General features: G+C 65.2%; 15 protein-coding genes and 1 pseudogene. 6 read left to right on the top strand and 10 right to left on the bottom strand.

Annotated elements, in window-relative coordinates:
- Positions 1–106: 106 nt before the first annotated feature.
- A complete protein-coding gene (locus JJB99_RS03510; RefSeq protein ID WP_200497417.1) occupies positions 107–1285 on the bottom strand; it encodes an acetyl-CoA C-acetyltransferase in 1179 nt (392 codons plus the stop codon).
- A 316-nt stretch (positions 1286–1601) separates the two neighbouring features.
- On the opposite strand from JJB99_RS03510, the gene phaR reads away from it, so the two are divergent.
- Both phaR and JJB99_RS03500 read left to right on the top strand, forming a co-directional pair.
- Complete coding sequence (gene phaR / locus JJB99_RS03505) at positions 1602–2192, top strand: polyhydroxyalkanoate synthesis repressor PhaR (RefSeq protein WP_200497416.1); 591 nt, start codon at positions 1602–1604, stop codon at positions 2190–2192.
- A 106-nt stretch (positions 2193–2298) separates the two neighbouring features.
- Positions 2299–2919: a class I SAM-dependent methyltransferase gene (locus JJB99_RS03500; protein WP_200497415.1), complete on the top strand. Its 621-nt coding sequence runs from the start codon at positions 2299–2301 to the stop codon at positions 2917–2919.
- 21 nt (positions 2920–2940) lie between these two features.
- On the opposite strand, the gene JJB99_RS03495 is transcribed toward JJB99_RS03500, so the two are convergent.
- Complete coding sequence (locus JJB99_RS03495) at positions 2941–3828, bottom strand: branched-chain amino acid aminotransferase (RefSeq protein ID WP_200497414.1); 888 nt, start codon at positions 3826–3828, stop codon at positions 2941–2943.
- A gap of 131 nt (positions 3829–3959) precedes the next feature.
- Here JJB99_RS03495 and JJB99_RS03490 point away from each other — a divergent pair, with 131 nt between their 5' ends.
- Entirely contained in the window at positions 3960–4895 is a 936-nt protein-coding gene (locus JJB99_RS03490) for an alpha/beta hydrolase (protein ID WP_200497413.1), read from the top strand.
- 9 nt (positions 4896–4904) lie between these two features.
- On the opposite strand, the gene JJB99_RS03485 is transcribed toward JJB99_RS03490, so the two are convergent.
- From JJB99_RS03485 to JJB99_RS03475, 3 genes are all read right to left on the bottom strand, one after another.
- Positions 4905–5153: a hypothetical protein gene (locus JJB99_RS03485; protein ID WP_200497412.1), complete on the bottom strand. Its 249-nt coding sequence runs from the start codon at positions 5151–5153 to the stop codon at positions 4905–4907.
- Between the two features lie 194 nt (positions 5154–5347).
- A complete protein-coding gene (locus JJB99_RS03480) occupies positions 5348–5908 on the bottom strand; it encodes a carboxymuconolactone decarboxylase family protein (RefSeq protein ID WP_200497411.1) in 561 nt (186 codons plus the stop codon).
- A gap of 116 nt (positions 5909–6024) precedes the next feature.
- On the bottom strand, positions 6025–6489 hold the full coding sequence (locus JJB99_RS03475) for an Lrp/AsnC family transcriptional regulator (protein ID WP_197964128.1): 465 nt from the start codon (positions 6487–6489) through the stop codon (positions 6025–6027).
- 162 nt (positions 6490–6651) lie between these two features.
- Between JJB99_RS03475 and JJB99_RS03470 the strand changes: the two genes are divergently transcribed.
- Positions 6652–7665 carry a 1-aminocyclopropane-1-carboxylate deaminase gene (locus JJB99_RS03470; protein WP_200497410.1) on the top strand — a complete coding sequence of 338 codons (1014 nt, stop codon included), beginning with the start codon at positions 6652–6654 and terminating at the stop codon, positions 7663–7665.
- Between the two features lie 252 nt (positions 7666–7917).
- Here the strand turns inward: JJB99_RS03470 and recQ are convergent, their stop codons facing one another.
- The 4 genes from recQ to JJB99_RS03450 all read right to left on the bottom strand — a co-directional run bounded on the left by recQ (position 7918) and on the right by JJB99_RS03450 (position 13198).
- On the bottom strand, positions 7918–9783 hold the full coding sequence (gene recQ, locus JJB99_RS03465) for a DNA helicase RecQ (protein WP_200497409.1): 1866 nt from the start codon (positions 9781–9783) through the stop codon (positions 7918–7920).
- Between the two features lie 256 nt (positions 9784–10039).
- Positions 10040–10783, bottom strand: a complete 744-nt coding sequence (locus JJB99_RS03460) for a polysaccharide deacetylase family protein (RefSeq protein WP_200497408.1) — start codon at positions 10781–10783, stop codon at positions 10040–10042.
- 105 nt (positions 10784–10888) lie between these two features.
- Positions 10889–11884 carry a homoserine O-succinyltransferase MetA gene (gene metA / locus JJB99_RS03455; RefSeq protein WP_200497407.1) on the bottom strand — a complete coding sequence of 332 codons (996 nt, stop codon included), beginning with the start codon at positions 11882–11884 and terminating at the stop codon, positions 10889–10891.
- A gap of 12 nt (positions 11885–11896) precedes the next feature.
- The gene (locus tag JJB99_RS03450) at positions 11897–13198 is read right to left on the bottom strand and encodes an O-acetylhomoserine aminocarboxypropyltransferase/cysteine synthase family protein (RefSeq protein ID WP_200497406.1); all 1302 of its coding nucleotides are present in this window, start codon (positions 13196–13198) and stop codon (positions 11897–11899) included.
- 190 nt (positions 13199–13388) lie between these two features.
- On the opposite strand from JJB99_RS03450, the pseudogene JJB99_RS03445 reads away from it, so the two are divergent.
- Positions 13389–13802: pseudogene (locus JJB99_RS03445) on the top strand (pilus assembly protein); the annotation flags it as partial.
- 135 nt (positions 13803–13937) lie between these two features.
- Here JJB99_RS03445 and JJB99_RS03440 read toward each other — a convergent pair.
- The gene (locus JJB99_RS03440) at positions 13938–15119 is read right to left on the bottom strand and encodes an MFS transporter (RefSeq protein ID WP_200497405.1); all 1182 of its coding nucleotides are present in this window, start codon (positions 15117–15119) and stop codon (positions 13938–13940) included.
- A gap of 98 nt (positions 15120–15217) precedes the next feature.
- Here JJB99_RS03440 and JJB99_RS03435 point away from each other — a divergent pair, with 98 nt between their 5' ends.
- Positions 15218–16171, top strand: coding sequence for a LysR family transcriptional regulator (locus JJB99_RS03435; RefSeq protein ID WP_200497404.1), 954 nt, complete (start codon positions 15218–15220; stop codon positions 16169–16171).
- Positions 16172–16180 lie beyond the last annotated feature (9 nt).

Genomic DNA, 16180 nt, shown 5'->3' with positions numbered 1-16180 from the left:
CGAAGAATATTTGATTTGCAACCGCTGCCTTTTTAGTCGCGTGCAACGCACTCAGTCTGTGTGCAGCGCACGCGCAAGTTATACGTAAGCTAGACGTCAGTCATTTTCAGTCGCGCGCCAGACACATTGCGATACCCATGCCGCCGCCGATGCACAGCGTGGCGAGGCCCTTCTTCGCATCGCGCTTCTGCATCTCGTGCAGCAGCGTCACCAGCACGCGCGCGCCGGAGGCGCCGACCGGATGACCGATCGCGATCGCGCCGCCATTGACGTTGACCTTGGAGGTGTCCCAGCCGAGGTCCTTGTTGACGGCACAGGCCTGTGCCGCGAAGGCCTCGTTGGCCTCGATCAGGTCGAGATCGCCGACGCTCCAGCCGGCCTTCTTCAGCGCGGCGCGCGAGGCCGGGATCGGGCCCGAGCCCATGATCTTCGGATCGACGCCGGCCTGCGCCCAGGACACGATGCGCGCGAGCGGCGTCTTGCCTTCCTTGGCGGCCTGCTTGGCCGTCATCAGCACCACGGCGGCAGCGCCGTCATTGATACCCGAGGCCGAGCCCGCAGTGACCGTGCCGTCCTTCTCGAAGGCGGGCTTGAGCTTGGCCATCGCGTCGAGCGTGGCGCCATGACGCGGATATTCGTCGTCGCTGAGGACGATGTCGCCCTTCCGGGTCTTGATGGTGACGGGAACGATCTCGTCCTTGAACTTGCCGGCCTTCTGCGCGGCCTCGGCCTTCTGCTGCGAGGCGACCGCAAACTCGTCCTGCTGAGCGCGGGTGATCTGCCACTGCCGCGCGACGTTCTCGGCAGTGTTGCCCATGTGGTAGCCGTTGAAGGCATCCCACAGGCCGTCCTTGATCATGGTGTCGACGAACTCGACCGCGCCCATCTTGACGCCGCCGCGCAGGTACTGGGCGTGCGGGGCCATGCTCATGGACTCCTGGCCGCCGGCGACCACGATCTCCGAATCGCCGTTGAGCAGCGCCTGATAGCCGAGCGCGACCGTGCGCAGGCCCGAGCCGCACAGCTGGTTGACGCCCCAGGCCGGGCTCTCCACCGGGATGCCGGCCATGATCGAGGCCTGGCGGGCGGGGTTCTGGCCCTGCGCGGCAGTCAGGATCTGGCCCATGATGACTTCCGAGACCCGGCCGGGCTCGATGCCACCGCGCTCCAGCGCGGCCTTGATGGCGACGGCGCCGAGATCGTGGGCGGGAAGGGTCGCGAAGGCTCCGTTGAAGCTTCCGACCGGGGTGCGGGCGGCGCTGACGATGACGACATCGTCTGACATGGGCATCTCCTGGGGCTTGAGGTTCTTTGAAATGGGGGCAGGCGGGTGACGAGAAAAGGGGTCGCCAGTCTCGAAAGGCATCCTGTTAACGTCGTTGCGGCATGTCAATCGGGCGGGCGCCAGATTCATGCCGCAGCGCATTCAAAATAGCGCATCTGGTGTTTTCGCAAGCAAGTATTTGCTGTGCAATTAACCGTGCCGCACAAAACGGTAGCGTGACCCCTTTGAAAATGCTTATTTTGTTGCGTTGCGTAGCCGTCCCGCCTTGCGGCATTGCCGCAGGTTCCCGTTCTCAGCGTCCTTCAAGTGAGAGCCCATGGCGAAATCTGACCAACCCACCACCATCAAGAAATACGCGAATCGCCGGCTCTATAACACCGGAACGAGCACCTACGTGACGCTGGAAGACCTCGCCACCATGGTCAAGGAGGGCGAGGATTTCCTGGTCTACGACGCCAAGACCGGTGACGACATCACCCGCTCCGTGCTTGCCCAGATCATCTTCGAGCAGGAGAACAAGGCCGGCCAGAACCTGCTCCCGACCACCTTCCTGCGCCAGCTGATCCGCTTCTACGGCGACAGCATGCAGATGGTGGTGCCGAAATATCTGGAGCAGTCGATCGCGACGCTGACCCAGGAGCAGGAGAAGTTCCGCAAGCAGATCGCCAATACACTGTCCGGCACGCCGTTTGCGCCGCTGGAAGAGCAGGTCCGCCGCAACATGGAGCTGTTCCAGCAGACCTTCTCGATGTTCAAGCCGTTCGCCGCGCCCCGCCCGGCGGCCAGCCCCGAGCCGGAGCCCGATGCAGGCGCCGAGGCGCCGAAGGACAGCAACATCGACGATCTGCGCCAGCAGATGAAGGAAATGCAGGAACGCCTCGATCAGATGTCGAAGAAGGAAGAATAGGTCTTTCATTCGCATCGGCGCGTCCGCATGCGGCGGGCGCGCGAATTTCCGATTGATTGTGCATCGCCATTTGCGCGTTGCCGTCCGGGTCAGGGCCGGAGCCGCCATGTCGGACCGCACCACGCACTGGCAGAACGTCTACGCCACCAAGGGCGAGGCCGAGGTCAGCTGGTTTCAGGACAGCCCAACGATCTCACTCGATATGATTCGCGCGGCCCGTCCGGACCGTGACGCGGCCATCATCGATATTGGCGGCGGGGCCTCGCGGCTGGTCGATGCGCTGCTGCGCGAGGGATATCGCGATCTCACTGTGCTGGATCTTTCCGCCAACGCGCTTGATACGGCGAAGAAGAGGATCGGCGCCGCCGCTTCAACGGTCGACTGGATCGTCGCGGATGCCACGACATGGCGGCCGATGAAGACCTACGATGTCTGGCACGATCGCGCGGCGTTTCACTTCCTGACCGATCCGCACGACAGGGCTGCTTATGTCGAGCGCCTGCGGTTGGCAGTCAAACCAGAAGGGCATGTCATCATCGCGACGTTCGCGCCGGATGGTCCGGAGACATGCAGCGGCCTGCCGGTGCAGCGGTATGACAGCGCGAGCCTTGCCGCGCAGCTCGAGCCCGACTTCGAACTCGTCGAGACGCGGAGCGAGACGCATCGCACGCCGTGGAATTCGACGCAGGCGTTTCAGTTCAGCCGGTTTCGAAGGCGCGGCTCGTGAGCCCGCGCCGCAGGCTCGGCCTTACGCCGCCAGCTTCACCGCATGCGCAAAGTCCCAATAGAGTTTTCGCGCCCTGGTGTAGAGCGGGCCGGGCTTCAGCTCGCGCTGCTCGATGCGGATCACCGGCGCGACTTTCGCAAAGTTGCCGGTGGAGAAGATCTCGTCTGCGGCGAGGAAGTCGGCATAGCGCAGCGTCGTCTCGACCACGGTGACACCGTCGCCGCGCAGCAGGCTGATGACGCGCTGACGCGTGATGCCGTTCAGGAAGGTGCCGTTCGGCACCGGCGTGAACACGACGCCGCCTTTCGCCATGAACACGTTGGAATTGCCGAACTCGGCGACATTGCCGAGCATGTCCAGCATCAGCGCGTTCTGGAAACCGCGGGAAGCGGCTTCCGCCAGCGCGCGCGAATTGTTCGGATAGAGGCAGGCGGCTTTCGCCTCGACGGGTGCACATTCGGCGGTCGGCCGGCGGAACGGCGACAGTGTGATCGCGTTGCCGACGGGTTTCGGCATCGGTGCCTCGTAGATGCACAGGCACCAATTGGTGGTCTCGGGGTCGAACAGCACGCCGCCGCCCGAGCCGTTCTGCGCCCAGTACATCGGGCGCACGTAGAGCTCGGCATTCGGCGCGAAGCGCGCAATGCCTTCATTGGCGAGCCCAAGCCAAGTGTCGGTATCGACCACCGGCTTCAGGCCGAAATTGACCGCGGATTGGTTGGCGCGGGCGACGTGACGATCGAGGTCCGGCGCGACGCCTTCGAACGCGCGCGCACCGTCGAACACGACCGAGCCGAGCCAGGCCGCGTGCGTGCGCGGCCCCATGATCGGCACGTTGCCGTCATGCCATTTGCCCTCGAAGAAGGTCCAGCTCGGCGAATATTCGATCGGCTTCTTGATCTCGGCCATGACCGGCCTCCCCTTGACATAAGCGGACACTATTGGCCCAATTTCTAAACGATTTGCTGCGGGATTGGACACCTCGCCTGGAGGTAAACGGAGCAGACCGGCTATACAGTCGGGCAGTCACGGAGTTTCCCATGCCGCTCGATCCGCTCGCCAAGCGCTTGTTGACCATGATGGCTGCGGCCGCGCCGCAGGCGCGCAGCCGGCCGAGCGTGGAGGCGCGGCGGCAGTCGCTGGCGAAGCTGATGCAGTTCGCGCGCGCCGATGCGCCTGATGTAACGGCGTCAGACGGCGTACTGCCCGGTCCCGGCGGCGAACTGCCCTATCGCCTCTACACGCCCGCGGCCGCCGGCGGGCACACGCCTGGCTTCGTGTTCTTTCATGGCGGCGGGCTCGTCGCCGGCAGCATCGCCACGCATGACCGCATCGCCGCGGCGCTGGCGCATGCGACCGGCTGCCGCCTCGTCTCGGTCGATTACAGGCTGGCGCCCGAGCACAAATGTCCCGCGGCCGTGGACGATGCGATCGCCGCAACTGAATGGGTCGCGCGGCAAGCGTCCGCGCTCGGCATCGATGCCGAACGCCTGGTGGTCGGCGGCGATTCCGCCGGCGCCACACTTGCTGCGATCGTGTGCCAGGAGGCAGCGCAGAACGCCGGCCTCTCGATCGTCGCGCAATGCCTGATCTGTCCGGTGCTGGATTTCGAAGAGACCTCGCCCTCACGCAAGGAATTCGCCGAGGGCCATCTGATCGATCGTGTCACGATCGAGGCCGATCTCGCCGATTACCTGCCCGATGATATCGACGCCGCCGATCCCCGCATCTCGCCTCTGCGCGGCACGCGGCTCGCGGGCCTGCCGACCGCGATTATCCACACCGCCGAGTTCGACCCGATGCGCGACGAGGGCAATGCCTATGCCCGCAAGCTGCTCGCCGCGGGCGTCGCGGTCGAGCACGTCTGCCATGACGGCATGATCCACAATTTCCACGCCATGGGTGCGATCCTGCCGCAGGCGCAGCTCGTGCTGTCGCAGATCGGCGAGCAGGTGCGGCGTGCGGTGGAGAGGTGAAAGCGCAAATCAGACCCGCGCGCCAATCACCGCGCGCGCGGCCACGACATATTCAGGCCAATACGCATCAGCATAACGCTCGGCCTGCCGGGCGCAGCTGAGGTTGGGCGCATGCGCGGCGGCAATCGTGCGCGCGAAACGCTCTTCGGCAACCGTCACGGCACCAGGCTCGGACGACGGTACGGCGGCGGATGCTGCGGTCGGAGCCACGGCGAGCCCCGCGATTCCAGCGAGCAAGATGCGGCGTGACGTGTCCATTGCTTTCAATCCCACTTGTTCTCGACATCCATGGTAGCCGACAATGCGTCATGGCGGCGGCAACGTAACGCCGTGCTCGTATCCGGTCCAGAATTCGCTGATGCGACACGAACGCCCGATCTCGCAACCCGGTTCCGTGATCACAGGACCGGAGCGCAGCATCGACGAAGCCGCCCGCCGACGAGATGGTGCGGCTATTCCGGCACCGGCACGTCGAACGTGTTCAGCGTGACCGAGACCATGCAGTAGACGCCGACCAGGTAAGACAGCTCGGCCGCGCCGTGCTCGCCGAATTCCTTCACCGCCGCCCGCCAGGTCAGCTCCGGCAGCACGCCGCCGCTGACCAGCGCCGAGGCCATGTCGTAGGCGACCGCTTCCTGCTTGGTGAGATCGACCGGCCGCTGTCCGGCGACGATGGTGGCGAGCTTCTCGTCGGAGAGGCCGCGCTGCTCGGCGACGAGCACATGGGCATAGAGCTCGTAGCCGGAGCGGAAATGCGAGCCGGTGACGAGGATCGCGACCTCACGCACAGCGGCGGGCAGCAGCGGGTTCGACGCGATCGCCTTGACCAGCTCCCACACCGGCCCGCCGAAGCGCGGCTCGCGAATCCATGGATTCCAGGGCCCGAGCAGCGCGCCGTCGTCGCGCATGTTCACAAAGCCCTTGAAGTGGTCCTTGATGCCGGCTCGCATGTCGGCATAGAGCGGCTTCTGTTCGTCGGTCAGCTCTTTCGGATCGAGAATGGGAAGGCGCACGGCAGGATCTCCTCGTTGAGAAGCGGCGAGGCTCGCCCGCAGATGCGTGCATGGCAAGTGAAGTTGCCGTGACGACCGTGCGATTCGAAAAGCGGCATGGAAGCATCAGCATGTGCTCAAAACTCCAGCGGCGCGTTGTCGACGACTTCCTTCATCACGAAGAAGGTGCGGGTCTGCCGCACGCCGGGCAGCGCGATGAGCTGCTCGCCGTGGATACGGTTGAAATCCTCCATGTCGCCGACGCGGATTTTCAGGAAATAGTCGAAGTCGCCGGCGACGAGATGGCAGTCGAGCACGAATTTCAGTTTCGCGATCGCCTGCTCGAAGGTCGCAAAACTCTCCGGAGTCGAGCGGTCGAGCACGACGCCGACCATCACCAGCGTGCCCTTGGCCACCTTTTTCGGCGCGACCATGGCGCGCACAGTGGCGATAAACCCGTCCTCGAACAGACGCTGGGTGCGACGATGACAGGTCGCGGGGCTGATGGCGACGGTTTCGGCCAGCTCCGCATTGCTGAGCCGGCCGTTATTCTGGAGCAATCTCAGGATCTTAAGGTCGGTTCGATCGAGCCTGGCGGCCATGGAAGAAGCTTCCAGAATTGCGGACATTTAGGAAGGAATTCTATCCAAATACCCCAAGTGCGCAAGAACATGCGCAACATTGGCGCAATATTCGAGAGCACCTTTTCCCAATGAGGTGCTAGCCACGTCCCGGACATCAACGCCAATCGGGATCACCTGACGATGCTGGAAAAATTCGCGCGCTATCCGCTCACCTTCGGCCCGACGCCCATCGAGAAGCTGGAGCGGCTGTCAAAGCATCTCGGCGGCACGGTCGAGATCTATGCCAAGCGCGAGGACTGCAATTCGGGCCTTGCCTATGGCGGCAACAAGCTGCGCAAGCTCGAATACATCATCCCCGACGCCATCGCCTCCAACGCCGACACGCTGGTCTCGATCGGCGGCGTGCAGTCCAACCACACCCGCATGATCGCCGCCGTCGCCGCCAAGATCGGCATGAAGTGCCGCCTGGTGCAGGAATCCTGGGTACCGCACGAGGACGCCGTCTACGACCGCGTCGGCAACATCATGCTCTCGCGCATCATGGGCGCCGACGTGCGCCTCGTCGACGACGGCTTCGATATCGGCATCCGCAAGAGCTGGGAGCAGGCAATCGAGGACGTGAAGGCGGCCGGTGGCAAGCCTTACGCGATCCCCGCTGGCGCCTCCGTGCACAAATTTGGCGGGCTCGGCTATGTCGGCTTTGCGGAGGAAGTCCGCAAGCAGGAAAAGGAGCTCGGCTTCAAGTTCGACTACATCATCGTCTGCACCGTCACCGGCTCGACCCATGCCGGCATGCTGGTCGGCTTTGCCGCTGACGGCCGCGCACGAAAGGTGATCGGCATCGACGCCTCGTTCACGCCGGCGCAGACGAAAGCGCAGGTGCTTGAGATCGCGCAGAACACCGCCAAGCTCGTGGAGCTCGGCCAGGAGCTCGTCGCCGATGACGTCGTGCTGATCGAGGACTATGCCTATCCCGCCTACGGCGTACCATCGGAAGAGACCAAGGAGGCGATCCGCCTCACCGCGCGTCTCGAGGGCATGATCACCGACCCCGTTTACGAGGGCAAGTCGATGCAGGGCCTGATCGACCTGGTGCAGAAAAACCATTTCGAGAAGGGCGCGAAGATTCTGTACGCCCATCTCGGCGGCGCGCCGGCGCTGAACGGATATGCGTATGCGTTCCGGAACGGGTGAACGAGCCCGGCCTCGCGCCTCGTACACCGGTGTCGTCCCGGGCAAGCGTTAGCGCAGACCCGGGACCCATAACCCAGGGAGATGTTTGGCGAAGACTCGTGGCGACCGGCTCACTCTAACCACATCGTCCTGTGGCTATGGATCCCGGATCGGCGCTCCGCTCTGGACAACGCTGCGCGTTGCCAAGAGCTGCGCTTGTCCGGGATGACGTGTGGAGGGAGTTGAGCGCGCCAATGACCGATCCGTTATTCGCTACCGCGTCCTGACGATCTGCAACAGCTCCTCGCCGTAATGCTCGAGCTTCTTGTCGCCGATGCCAGGCACGTTGCGGAGCTCGTCGAGCGTGGTCGGCCAGGCCCGGACGATGCCGTCGATGGTGGCATCGTGCAGCACCACATAGGCCGGCACGCCGCGTTCGCGCGCGACGTCCGAGCGCCACGCCCGCAGCCGTGCGCGCAATTCGGGATCGACATCGCCTTGCGGCGCGGCCGCCGCCGGGGCGAGATCGCCGCGGCGGGATTTTGCGCGGCTCGACCGGATGCGCGTGCCGGGCGCCTCCTCGCGCAGCCACACCTCCGTTTCACCGCGCAGCACGCCGCGCGAGGACTCCGTCAGCTTCAGCGCGCCGTAAGCCTCGCTGTCGCTCTGCAAATGGCCCATCGCCACCAATTGCCGCAGCACGGTGCGCCACTGCTTCTCGTTGAGCTCGCGCCCGATGCCGAACACCGACAGCTTGTCGTGGCCGAACTGCGTCACCTTCTCGGTTAGGCGTCCGATCAGGACGTCGATCAGGTGCATCGCGCCGAAGCGCTGGCCGGTGCGATAGACGCAGGACAACAGCTTCTGCGCCAGCACCTTGCCGTCGCGCATCTTCGGCGGCGTCAGGCAATTGTCGCAATTGCCGCAGCTCTCCCCCATCACGATCTCGCCGAAATAGCCGAGCAGCCGCTTGCGGCGGCAGTGCGCGGTCTCGGCGAGGCCGACCAGCGCGTCGAGCTTGCGGATCGAAACGCGCTTGAATTCGTCGGAGCCGCTGGACTCGTCGATCATGCGGCGCTGTTGCACGATATCGGAGAGGCCATAGGCCATCCAGGCCGCAGACGGCTTGCCGTCGCGGCCGGCGCGCCCGGTTTCCTGGTAATAGGCCTCGATGCTCTTGGGCAAATCGAGATGGGCGACGAAGCGCACGTCGGGCTTGTCGATGCCCATACCGAAGGCGACGGTCGCGACGATGACGATGCCGTCCTCGTTGAGGAAGCGGTCCTGGTTGCGCGAGCGCAACGACCCGTCGAGACCGGCATGATAGGGCAGCGCGGCGATGCCGGCATCGGCGAGCGCGGCGGCGACCTCCTCGACGCGGTTGCGCGACAGGCAGTAAACCACGCCGGCATCGCCCGCATGACGCTCCCGGATGAACTCCTTCAGCTGCGACACCGCATTGCGCTTGTCGACGATCTCGTAACGGATGTTGGGGCGGTCGAAGCTGGAGACGAATTGCGGCGCGTCCGTGAGCCGAAGCCGCTCGACGATCTCCTTGCGCGTCAATTCGTCGGCGGTCGCCGTCAGCGCGATGCGCGGCACCTCGGGAAAGCGCTCGGCGATGATGGAGAGCCCGACATATTCGGGGCGGAAGTCATGCCCCCATTGCGAGACGCAATGGGCTTCGTCGATCGCGAACAGCGCCACCCTGGCCTGCGCCAGCAGCGACATACAACGCGGCGTGACCAGGCGCTCGGGCGCGACATAGAGCAGATCGAGATCGCCGGCAACGAGACGACGCTCGATATCGGAGGCTTCCTGCGGCGTCAGCGACGAGTTCAGCGCGGCGGCGTTGACGCCGGCTTCGATCAGGCCTGCGACCTGGTCGCGCATCAGCGCGATCAGCGGCGACACCACGATGCCGCAGCCTTCGCGCAGCAGAGACGGTAACTGGTAGCACAGCGACTTGCCGCCGCCGGTCGGCATCAAGACCAGGCAGTTGCCGCCGCCTGTGACGTGGGCGATGATCTCACCCTGCGCGCCGCGGAACCCGGGCAGGCCGAACACCGAATGCAGCACCGACAGCGCGTCGCGGCCGTTGGCCGGCGCAGGCGGCGGAGCGGTGGAAGGGGCGGACATGGGCGCGTGTCGGAAGCCTTGGGATTCGTCACAAGGCCAGTCGCATGGCTGCGCGGGCATGGCAAGGCTGTTTGCCCTGCCTGTTCCCCCTCTCCCCGCCCTTGCGGGGCCGCGCCGAGCTCCGCTCGCGCTGAGAGCGTTAGGGTGGGGCCTCTCTCCGCACATGAGATTGCTGATGGACCTGTACCCCCTCACCCGGATCGCATCTAGCGACGCGATCCGACCTCTCCCCGCAAGCGGGGAGAGGTTAAAGAACCTACGCCCCGATCCTGCGCAGCGCTTCCGCGACCGTCACGATCGGCATGTTACGCTCCCCCGCCGCTTCCAGCGCATGGCGCATCAGGGCCGGCGTGCAGCCATAGGGGCTCGGCGCGTTCGCGACGTCATGCCCGTAGAAAATCAGCCAGCCGCCGCTTGCGACCGCTTCGTCGAAATAGCGAGCGATGCCGGCGCGGTCGATCTCGCATTCGACCAGGGGCGAGGCGCGCAGGAATTGGAGATCGATGACATCGCGATTGACGCCGGGGAGGATGCCGCGCGCCGAGCGGAACGCCTTGGCGAGCTGCGGCTTGCGCCACACCGAGGCGATGCCATAGGGGTAGGCGAAATTCTCCAGCATGATCGACGAATCGATGCCGCGGAAATGATTGCGGTTGTGCTCGATCTCGCGGGCCATCGCAGCCTCGTCGAGATCGGCCGAGCTCTGGTGCGAGAAGGTGTGGCAGGCGATCTCGTGCCCGGCGTGGTGAAGCCGCACGACGGCGTCATTCGACAGGCCATGCCAGTGGTCGGATGGATGATCGATCAGGCTGCCGGCGATGTAGTACGTTCCGCGGCCGCCATGCGCTTCGAGCAGCGAGGCCCCCTCGCCCGCGGCGCTGTCAGGCGCATCGTCGAAGGTGAAGCTCACCATCGGCGTATGCGCGGGCAGGCGGTGCGGCGCGGCGCGAAAATGCCGGGCCAGCCGATTGCTCACGCGTCCCTGGAGTGCCGACCACACGACCGCATTTCCTGTTTGCCCCGATTCGCGCAATCAAACATTCGTGCGTGGTCCGAGGCAAGCTTCACACCTTGTTAGTCCTAACAGAAAACCCGCTGCCCCGGCCTAGCGCACCACGACCGATGCGTCGGCATCCGCGCCGAGATATTGCAGCCAGTTGCGGAACAGCACCGCCGCCGCATTGCGGGCCGCGATATCGTTGCGCAGATTCAGCGCGGGCAGCTCGTTGGTCAGCGCCGGATGACGCTGGTGCTTCGCCTGCTTCTCGAAACGGAGGAGCTTCTCCTCCGTGGCTGCGTCAAAATAGCTCACGGGCAGGTGCGGATAGGTTTCGCGCTCACGCGCGAGATAGCGGCCGATGTCGCGCAGATATTCGCGCTGCAGCGACAGCGCGTCGTATTCCGGGTGACCCTGGAAGAACACGAACCGGCTGGCATGTTGGCGGATGAAGATGTCGACGCCGGCCTGAGCCGAACGTGTCAGCACCTGATAACCCGCCTCGTCGAGGTCGCTCTCGGCGATCTCGTTCAGCCGCGAATGCGAGACTTTTAACGGCGCGGGCGCCGCGCGGGTCAGGGCATCGTAGGTCACGGCTTCGCAGTCGAAGATGCCGTGACATTTGGACGGCAGCCGGCGCCGCTGGATATGGTCGAGATGCAGCACCGCCGCATGGGCGGCGAGGCACGACCAGATCGTCGAGCGCGTGTTGACCTTGGCCCAGTCGATCAGCTCGGTGAGATCGCGCCAATACGGCTCCTGGTCGAGCTCGGGTGCGACCGGCTCGGCGCCGGTCACGATCAGCCCGTCGAATCTGTGCCGCCTGAGATCGGCGAGATCGGAATATTCGCTCTCGACATGCCACTTCGCCTCTGGCGAGCGCTTCACGGACGGCAGCGAGAAGCAGTGGAAGTGGATGCGGCGCGCACCGGCGGCGGCCTGGAGCAGCTTCATGAACTGCCGCTCGGTCGCCTTCAGCGCCGTATCAGGCATGTTGTTGATCAGGCCGATGGTGAGCTCGCCTTGGTCGCGCGCGAGATCGCGCTCTGCCGGCACCAGCGCCGGGCTCGATATACCTTGATCCCTGTCGATCAAGATCGTCATCGATCCCGCCGCCTACTCCGCAGCCTGAAGGCGCGCCGACGGACACGCCTTTTCCAGCGCCTGGTCGATGTCCTCGATGATATCAGAGGCATGCTCGATGCCGATCGAGAGGCGGATCGTCTCCGGCAGCACGCCGGCTGTGCGCTGCTGCTCCGCCGACATCTGGCGGTGCGTGGTCGAGGCCGGATGGCAGGCCAGCGATTTGGCATCGCCGATATTGACGAGCCGCGTGATCAGCTTCAGCGCATCATAGAAGGTCTTGCCGGCTTCCATGCCGCCCTTGATGCCGAAGGTGAACAGCGAGGACGCGTTGCCGTTGAGGTACTTTTGGACCAGCGGATGATAGGGGCTGTCCGGGAAGCCGGTGTAGTTGACCCAGGCGACGCGCGGGTCCTTGCGCAGGAATTCCGCGACCTTGCGGGCGTTCTCGACATGGCGCTCCATGCGCAGCGCCACGGTCTCGATGCCCTGGAGCAGCAGGAAGGCATTGAACGGCGACAGCACCGAGCCCATGGTGCGCTGATAGACGCTGCGCGCACGCTCGATATAGGCAGTCTTGCCGAAGCGCTCGGCATAGACGAGGCCGTGATAGGAGGCGTCCGGCTTGTTGTAGGCCGGAAAGCGGTCGGCGTATTTCGCCCAGGGGAAGTTTCCGGAATCGACGATGGCGCCGCCGAGTGTGGTGCCGTGGCCGCCCAGGAACTTGGTCAGCGAATGCACGGCGATGTCGGCGCCGTAGTCGAATGGCTTGAGCAGGATGGGGGTTGCGACCGTGTTGTCGACGATCAGCGGCACGCCATGGGCATGCGCGATTTTCGCCAGCGCCTCGATGTCGCAGACATTGCCGGCGGGATTGCCGATGGTCTCGGCGAACACCGCCCGGGTGTTCTCGTCGATCAGCTTCGCGATCGCGTCCGGCGCGTCGCTCTCGGCAAAGCGGCCGGTGATGCCCTGGCGCGGCAGGATATGGGAAAGCAGCGTATGCGTGGTGCCGTAGAGCTGCGGCACGGACACGATGTTGCCGCCATGGTCGGCGACGTTGACGAAAGCGAAATGCAGCGCCGCCTGACCGGTCGCGACCGCAAGCGCGCCGACGCCGCCTTCGAGCTGGGCGATGCGCTTCTCCAGCACCGCGCTGGTCGGATTGGCGATACGGCTGTAACGAAAACCCTCGGCCTCGAGATTGAAGAGCGCCGCGCCATGATCGGCGCTGTCGAAGGCGTAGGCCGCGGTCTGGTAGATCGGCACGGCGACAGCGTGCGTGGTGGCTTCGGGCTCGTAGCCGGCGTGAATAGCGATCGTCTCGTTGCGCATCGTGCCACCTCCGCGTGGAGCGGCCGCACTCATTGGCCTGTATGAGGCATGTGCGTTGTCCGCCGTCCCTCTGTTAGAGGCGGGCGGTAAAGCGGACAATAATTCGCATAGAGATCGAGGAAGTAACCCTAACGGTTGTTGGCGAATTGGATCAAATTCGAGTTAATTTGGATTCATGAATTGATGCATCCTATCGTCGATGAACGGCACCATTCCGACCCCCGGCGACGGCTCGTCATCCTCACCGCAGAAATGGCTATTCTTCGTCTCCGACGGCGTGGCCGACTACTACTACCCCTCGAACTGCAGCCAGACCGTGATCTCCTCGTCGGGCCGGTGCCGGGAGCCGCTGACCACGACGATCTGCGGCACCATCAAGGCACGAGGGGTCAAGATCGCCGTGCTCTACACCACCTATCTCGCGATCACCAACAACAGCTGGTACAACACCTATATCGCGCCATGGCGCAGCTCGATCGCGACCAAGATGCAGTCCTGCGCGACGTCGGGTTACTATTACGAGGTCTCGAGCGATTCGAGCATTACCGACGCGCTGAATGCACTGTTCCAGAAAGCGATTGCCGCCTCGCATCTGACGAACTAGCCGCGCGCCTCCGATCGGCCGGCGACGTCGCACGCAGAGCTCTCGCGGGGCGTCCGACGCCGCGCTGCACGGCCTGCGCCGCAACGCCGGGCAGGCCGGTTGATCGCAGAGGTCAGCCATCGCCGAGACTCGTCCTCATTCCGCCGGACACGCCGCGGCGGCCATCTGTCTACGGTCGAGTTGGAGGCTCCAGAGGGCGAGCAGGAGGCCGACCGCGGTGATGCCGGCCGCGACCAGCGGCAGCGCGGAGAGGCCGAGCCCGCGATCGATGGTGAGGCCGCCGGCCCAGGCGCCAAGCGCATTGCCGAGATTGAACGCGGCGATGTTGAGGCTCGATGCGAGCGTGCGACCGCTGGGCCCGGCCGCTTCCAGCACGCGCAGCTGAAGCGGCGCGACGGTTGCGAAGGCGGCAATGCCGAGCAAGAGGATCAGCACGACGGCAGCGATCTTGACCGACAGCACGGCGGCCAAACCGAGCAGCACGAGCGCGAGCGCGGCCAGCGTGCCGATCAGGGCGCGCGCGAGGCCGCGGTCGGCGAGCCTGCCGCCCGCGACATTGCCGATCGCAAGGCCGACGCCGAACACCAGCAGGATCGGCGAGACCGCAGCTTCCGAGAAGCCGGTGAAGCGGGTCAGGATCGGCTGGATATAGGTGAAGACGACAAACAGGCCGGCGAAGCCGAACACGGTCATGGCAAGGCCGAGCAGCACCTGCGGACGGCCGAGCACCGCGACCTCCTCCGCAAGCGAGATCGGCTTGTCGCCGCTGCCGACATGGCCGGGCACCAGTGCCGCCACCACGGCAAACGCAATCACGCCGATCACTGTCACCGCCCAGAACGCCGCGCGCCAGCCGAGCATCAGGCCGAACCAGGCGCCGAAGGGCACGCCAAGGAGCGTCGCGACGGTGAGGCCGATGAACATAGTGGCAATGGCGGAGGCGCGCTTGTCTTCGGCAACAAGACTGGTCGCCACCACTGAGCCGACGCCGAAGAACGTGCCGTGGGCGAGCGAGGTCAGCACCCGCGCCGCCATCAGCAGCTCGTAGCTCGGCGCGAGCGCGCAGGCGGCGTTGCCAAGCGTGAAGATCGCCATCAGCGCCAGCAGCACGGTCTTCCGCGGCATTCTTCGTGTCGCCAGCGTCAGCACCGGCGCGCCGACGAACACGCCGAGCGCATAGCCGGAGATCAGCAGGCCTGCGACCGGCACGGAGACCCCCATGTCGGCAGCGACCTGGAGCAACAGGCCCATGATGATGAATTCGGTGGTGCCGATGCCGAAGGCACCGGCGGTGAGGGCGAGGACGGCGGGAGGCATGCGTGGCTCCAATGGATGAGACGAGCCACGCAGATAGCCGCGCCTGCACAAAACCATTAGAATGTCCGCAATCCAACCATCTGTGACGTGAATTCAACATGGCCCGCTTCGACCTCAACCGCTCAGCCGAGATGGAGGTCTTCGTCCGCGTCGTCGATCTCGGCGGATTCACCCAAGCTGCGCGAAAACTGCGGCTGACGCCGTCGGGCGTCAGCAAACTGATCTCGCGGCTGGAGACTCGGCTCGGCACGCGGCTGATCAACCGCACCACGCGCAAGCTGACGCTGACGGAGGAAGGCCGGGCCTTTTACGAGCGCGCCGTGCGCATCCTCGCCGAGATGGAGGAGGCCGAGCGCGAAGCAGCCTCTGGCGCTGCGCCGCGTGGCCGCCTCACGGTCAACTGCAACATTCCGTTCGGCATGCTGCATGTGATGCCGCTGCTCCCGCGCTTCCTGGAGCAGCATCCCGAGATCACGCTCGATCTCGTCTTGACCGACACGCTGATCGACCTGATGCAGGAGCGCGCCGACGTCGCCATCCGCGCCGGCCCGCTGCGGGCCTCCCGCCTCGTCGCGCGAAAGCTCGGCACCAGCCGCATGGTGGTGGTCGGCGCGCCGAACTACCTGGCACGCTCAGGCACGCCGAAGAGTCCGGCCGATCTCGCCGACCACCGCGGCATCGGCTGGACCTTTCCGCGCTCGATCCGCGCCTGGCCGTTCAAGCGCGGCGATCACGCCGAGGAAATCGTGCCGCCGCCGGTCGCGCGCGCCAGCGACGGCGAAGCCGCCCGCCGCCTCTGCCTCGGCGGCATCGGCCTCGCCCGCCTCGCCGTCTTCCACATCGGCCCCGACATCGAAGCCGGACGGCTTATTCCGGTTCTTCAAAACTATAATCCCGGAGACCGCGAAGACATCCACGCCGTCTATGTCGGCCCCACTGCGCCCCTTCCGGCCCGCGTCCGGGCGTTCATCGACTTCCTCGCCGAGCACGTGCGGATGAGCGATCCCGCGCTGAAGCGCGCTGGGGATGGAAGATGGAAATTGGTGGGATGAGGCTGATGG

This window comes from Bradyrhizobium diazoefficiens (assembly GCF_016616235.1).
Taxonomy (GTDB): Bacteria; Pseudomonadota; Alphaproteobacteria; order Rhizobiales; family Xanthobacteraceae; genus Bradyrhizobium; species Bradyrhizobium diazoefficiens_H.
This window is presented reverse-complemented; position numbering and strand designations above follow the sequence as displayed.

What these genes read in the sequence shown, in the direction of transcription:
- JJB99_RS03495 (WP_200497414.1), bottom strand. Translation starts at nt 3,828, where the DNA reads ATGGCCGAGATCAAGAAGCCGATCGAATATTCGCCGAGCTGGACCTTC.
- JJB99_RS03510 (WP_200497417.1), bottom strand. Translation starts at nt 1,285, where the DNA reads ATGTCAGACGATGTCGTCATCGTCAGCGCCGCCCGCACCCCGGTCGGA.
- JJB99_RS03500 (WP_200497415.1), top strand. Translation starts at nt 2,299, where the DNA reads ATGTCGGACCGCACCACGCACTGGCAGAACGTCTACGCCACCAAGGGC.
- JJB99_RS03475 (WP_197964128.1), bottom strand. Translation starts at nt 6,489, where the DNA reads ATGGCCGCCAGGCTCGATCGAACCGACCTTAAGATCCTGAGATTGCTC.
- JJB99_RS03450 (WP_200497406.1), bottom strand. Translation starts at nt 13,198, where the DNA reads ATGCGCAACGAGACGATCGCTATTCACGCCGGCTACGAGCCCGAAGCC.
- JJB99_RS03485 (WP_200497412.1), bottom strand. Translation starts at nt 5,153, where the DNA reads ATGGACACGTCACGCCGCATCTTGCTCGCTGGAATCGCGGGGCTCGCC.
- JJB99_RS03490 (WP_200497413.1), top strand. Translation starts at nt 3,960, where the DNA reads ATGCCGCTCGATCCGCTCGCCAAGCGCTTGTTGACCATGATGGCTGCG.
- JJB99_RS03435 (WP_200497404.1), top strand. Translation starts at nt 15,218, where the DNA reads ATGGCCCGCTTCGACCTCAACCGCTCAGCCGAGATGGAGGTCTTCGTC.
- JJB99_RS03440 (WP_200497405.1), bottom strand. Translation starts at nt 15,119, where the DNA reads ATGCCTCCCGCCGTCCTCGCCCTCACCGCCGGTGCCTTCGGCATCGGC.
- metA (WP_200497407.1), bottom strand. Translation starts at nt 11,884, where the DNA reads ATGACGATCTTGATCGACAGGGATCAAGGTATATCGAGCCCGGCGCTG.
- phaR (WP_200497416.1), top strand. Translation starts at nt 1,602, where the DNA reads ATGGCGAAATCTGACCAACCCACCACCATCAAGAAATACGCGAATCGC.
- recQ (WP_200497409.1), bottom strand. Translation starts at nt 9,783, where the DNA reads ATGTCCGCCCCTTCCACCGCTCCGCCGCCTGCGCCGGCCAACGGCCGC.
- JJB99_RS03470 (WP_200497410.1), top strand. Translation starts at nt 6,652, where the DNA reads ATGCTGGAAAAATTCGCGCGCTATCCGCTCACCTTCGGCCCGACGCCC.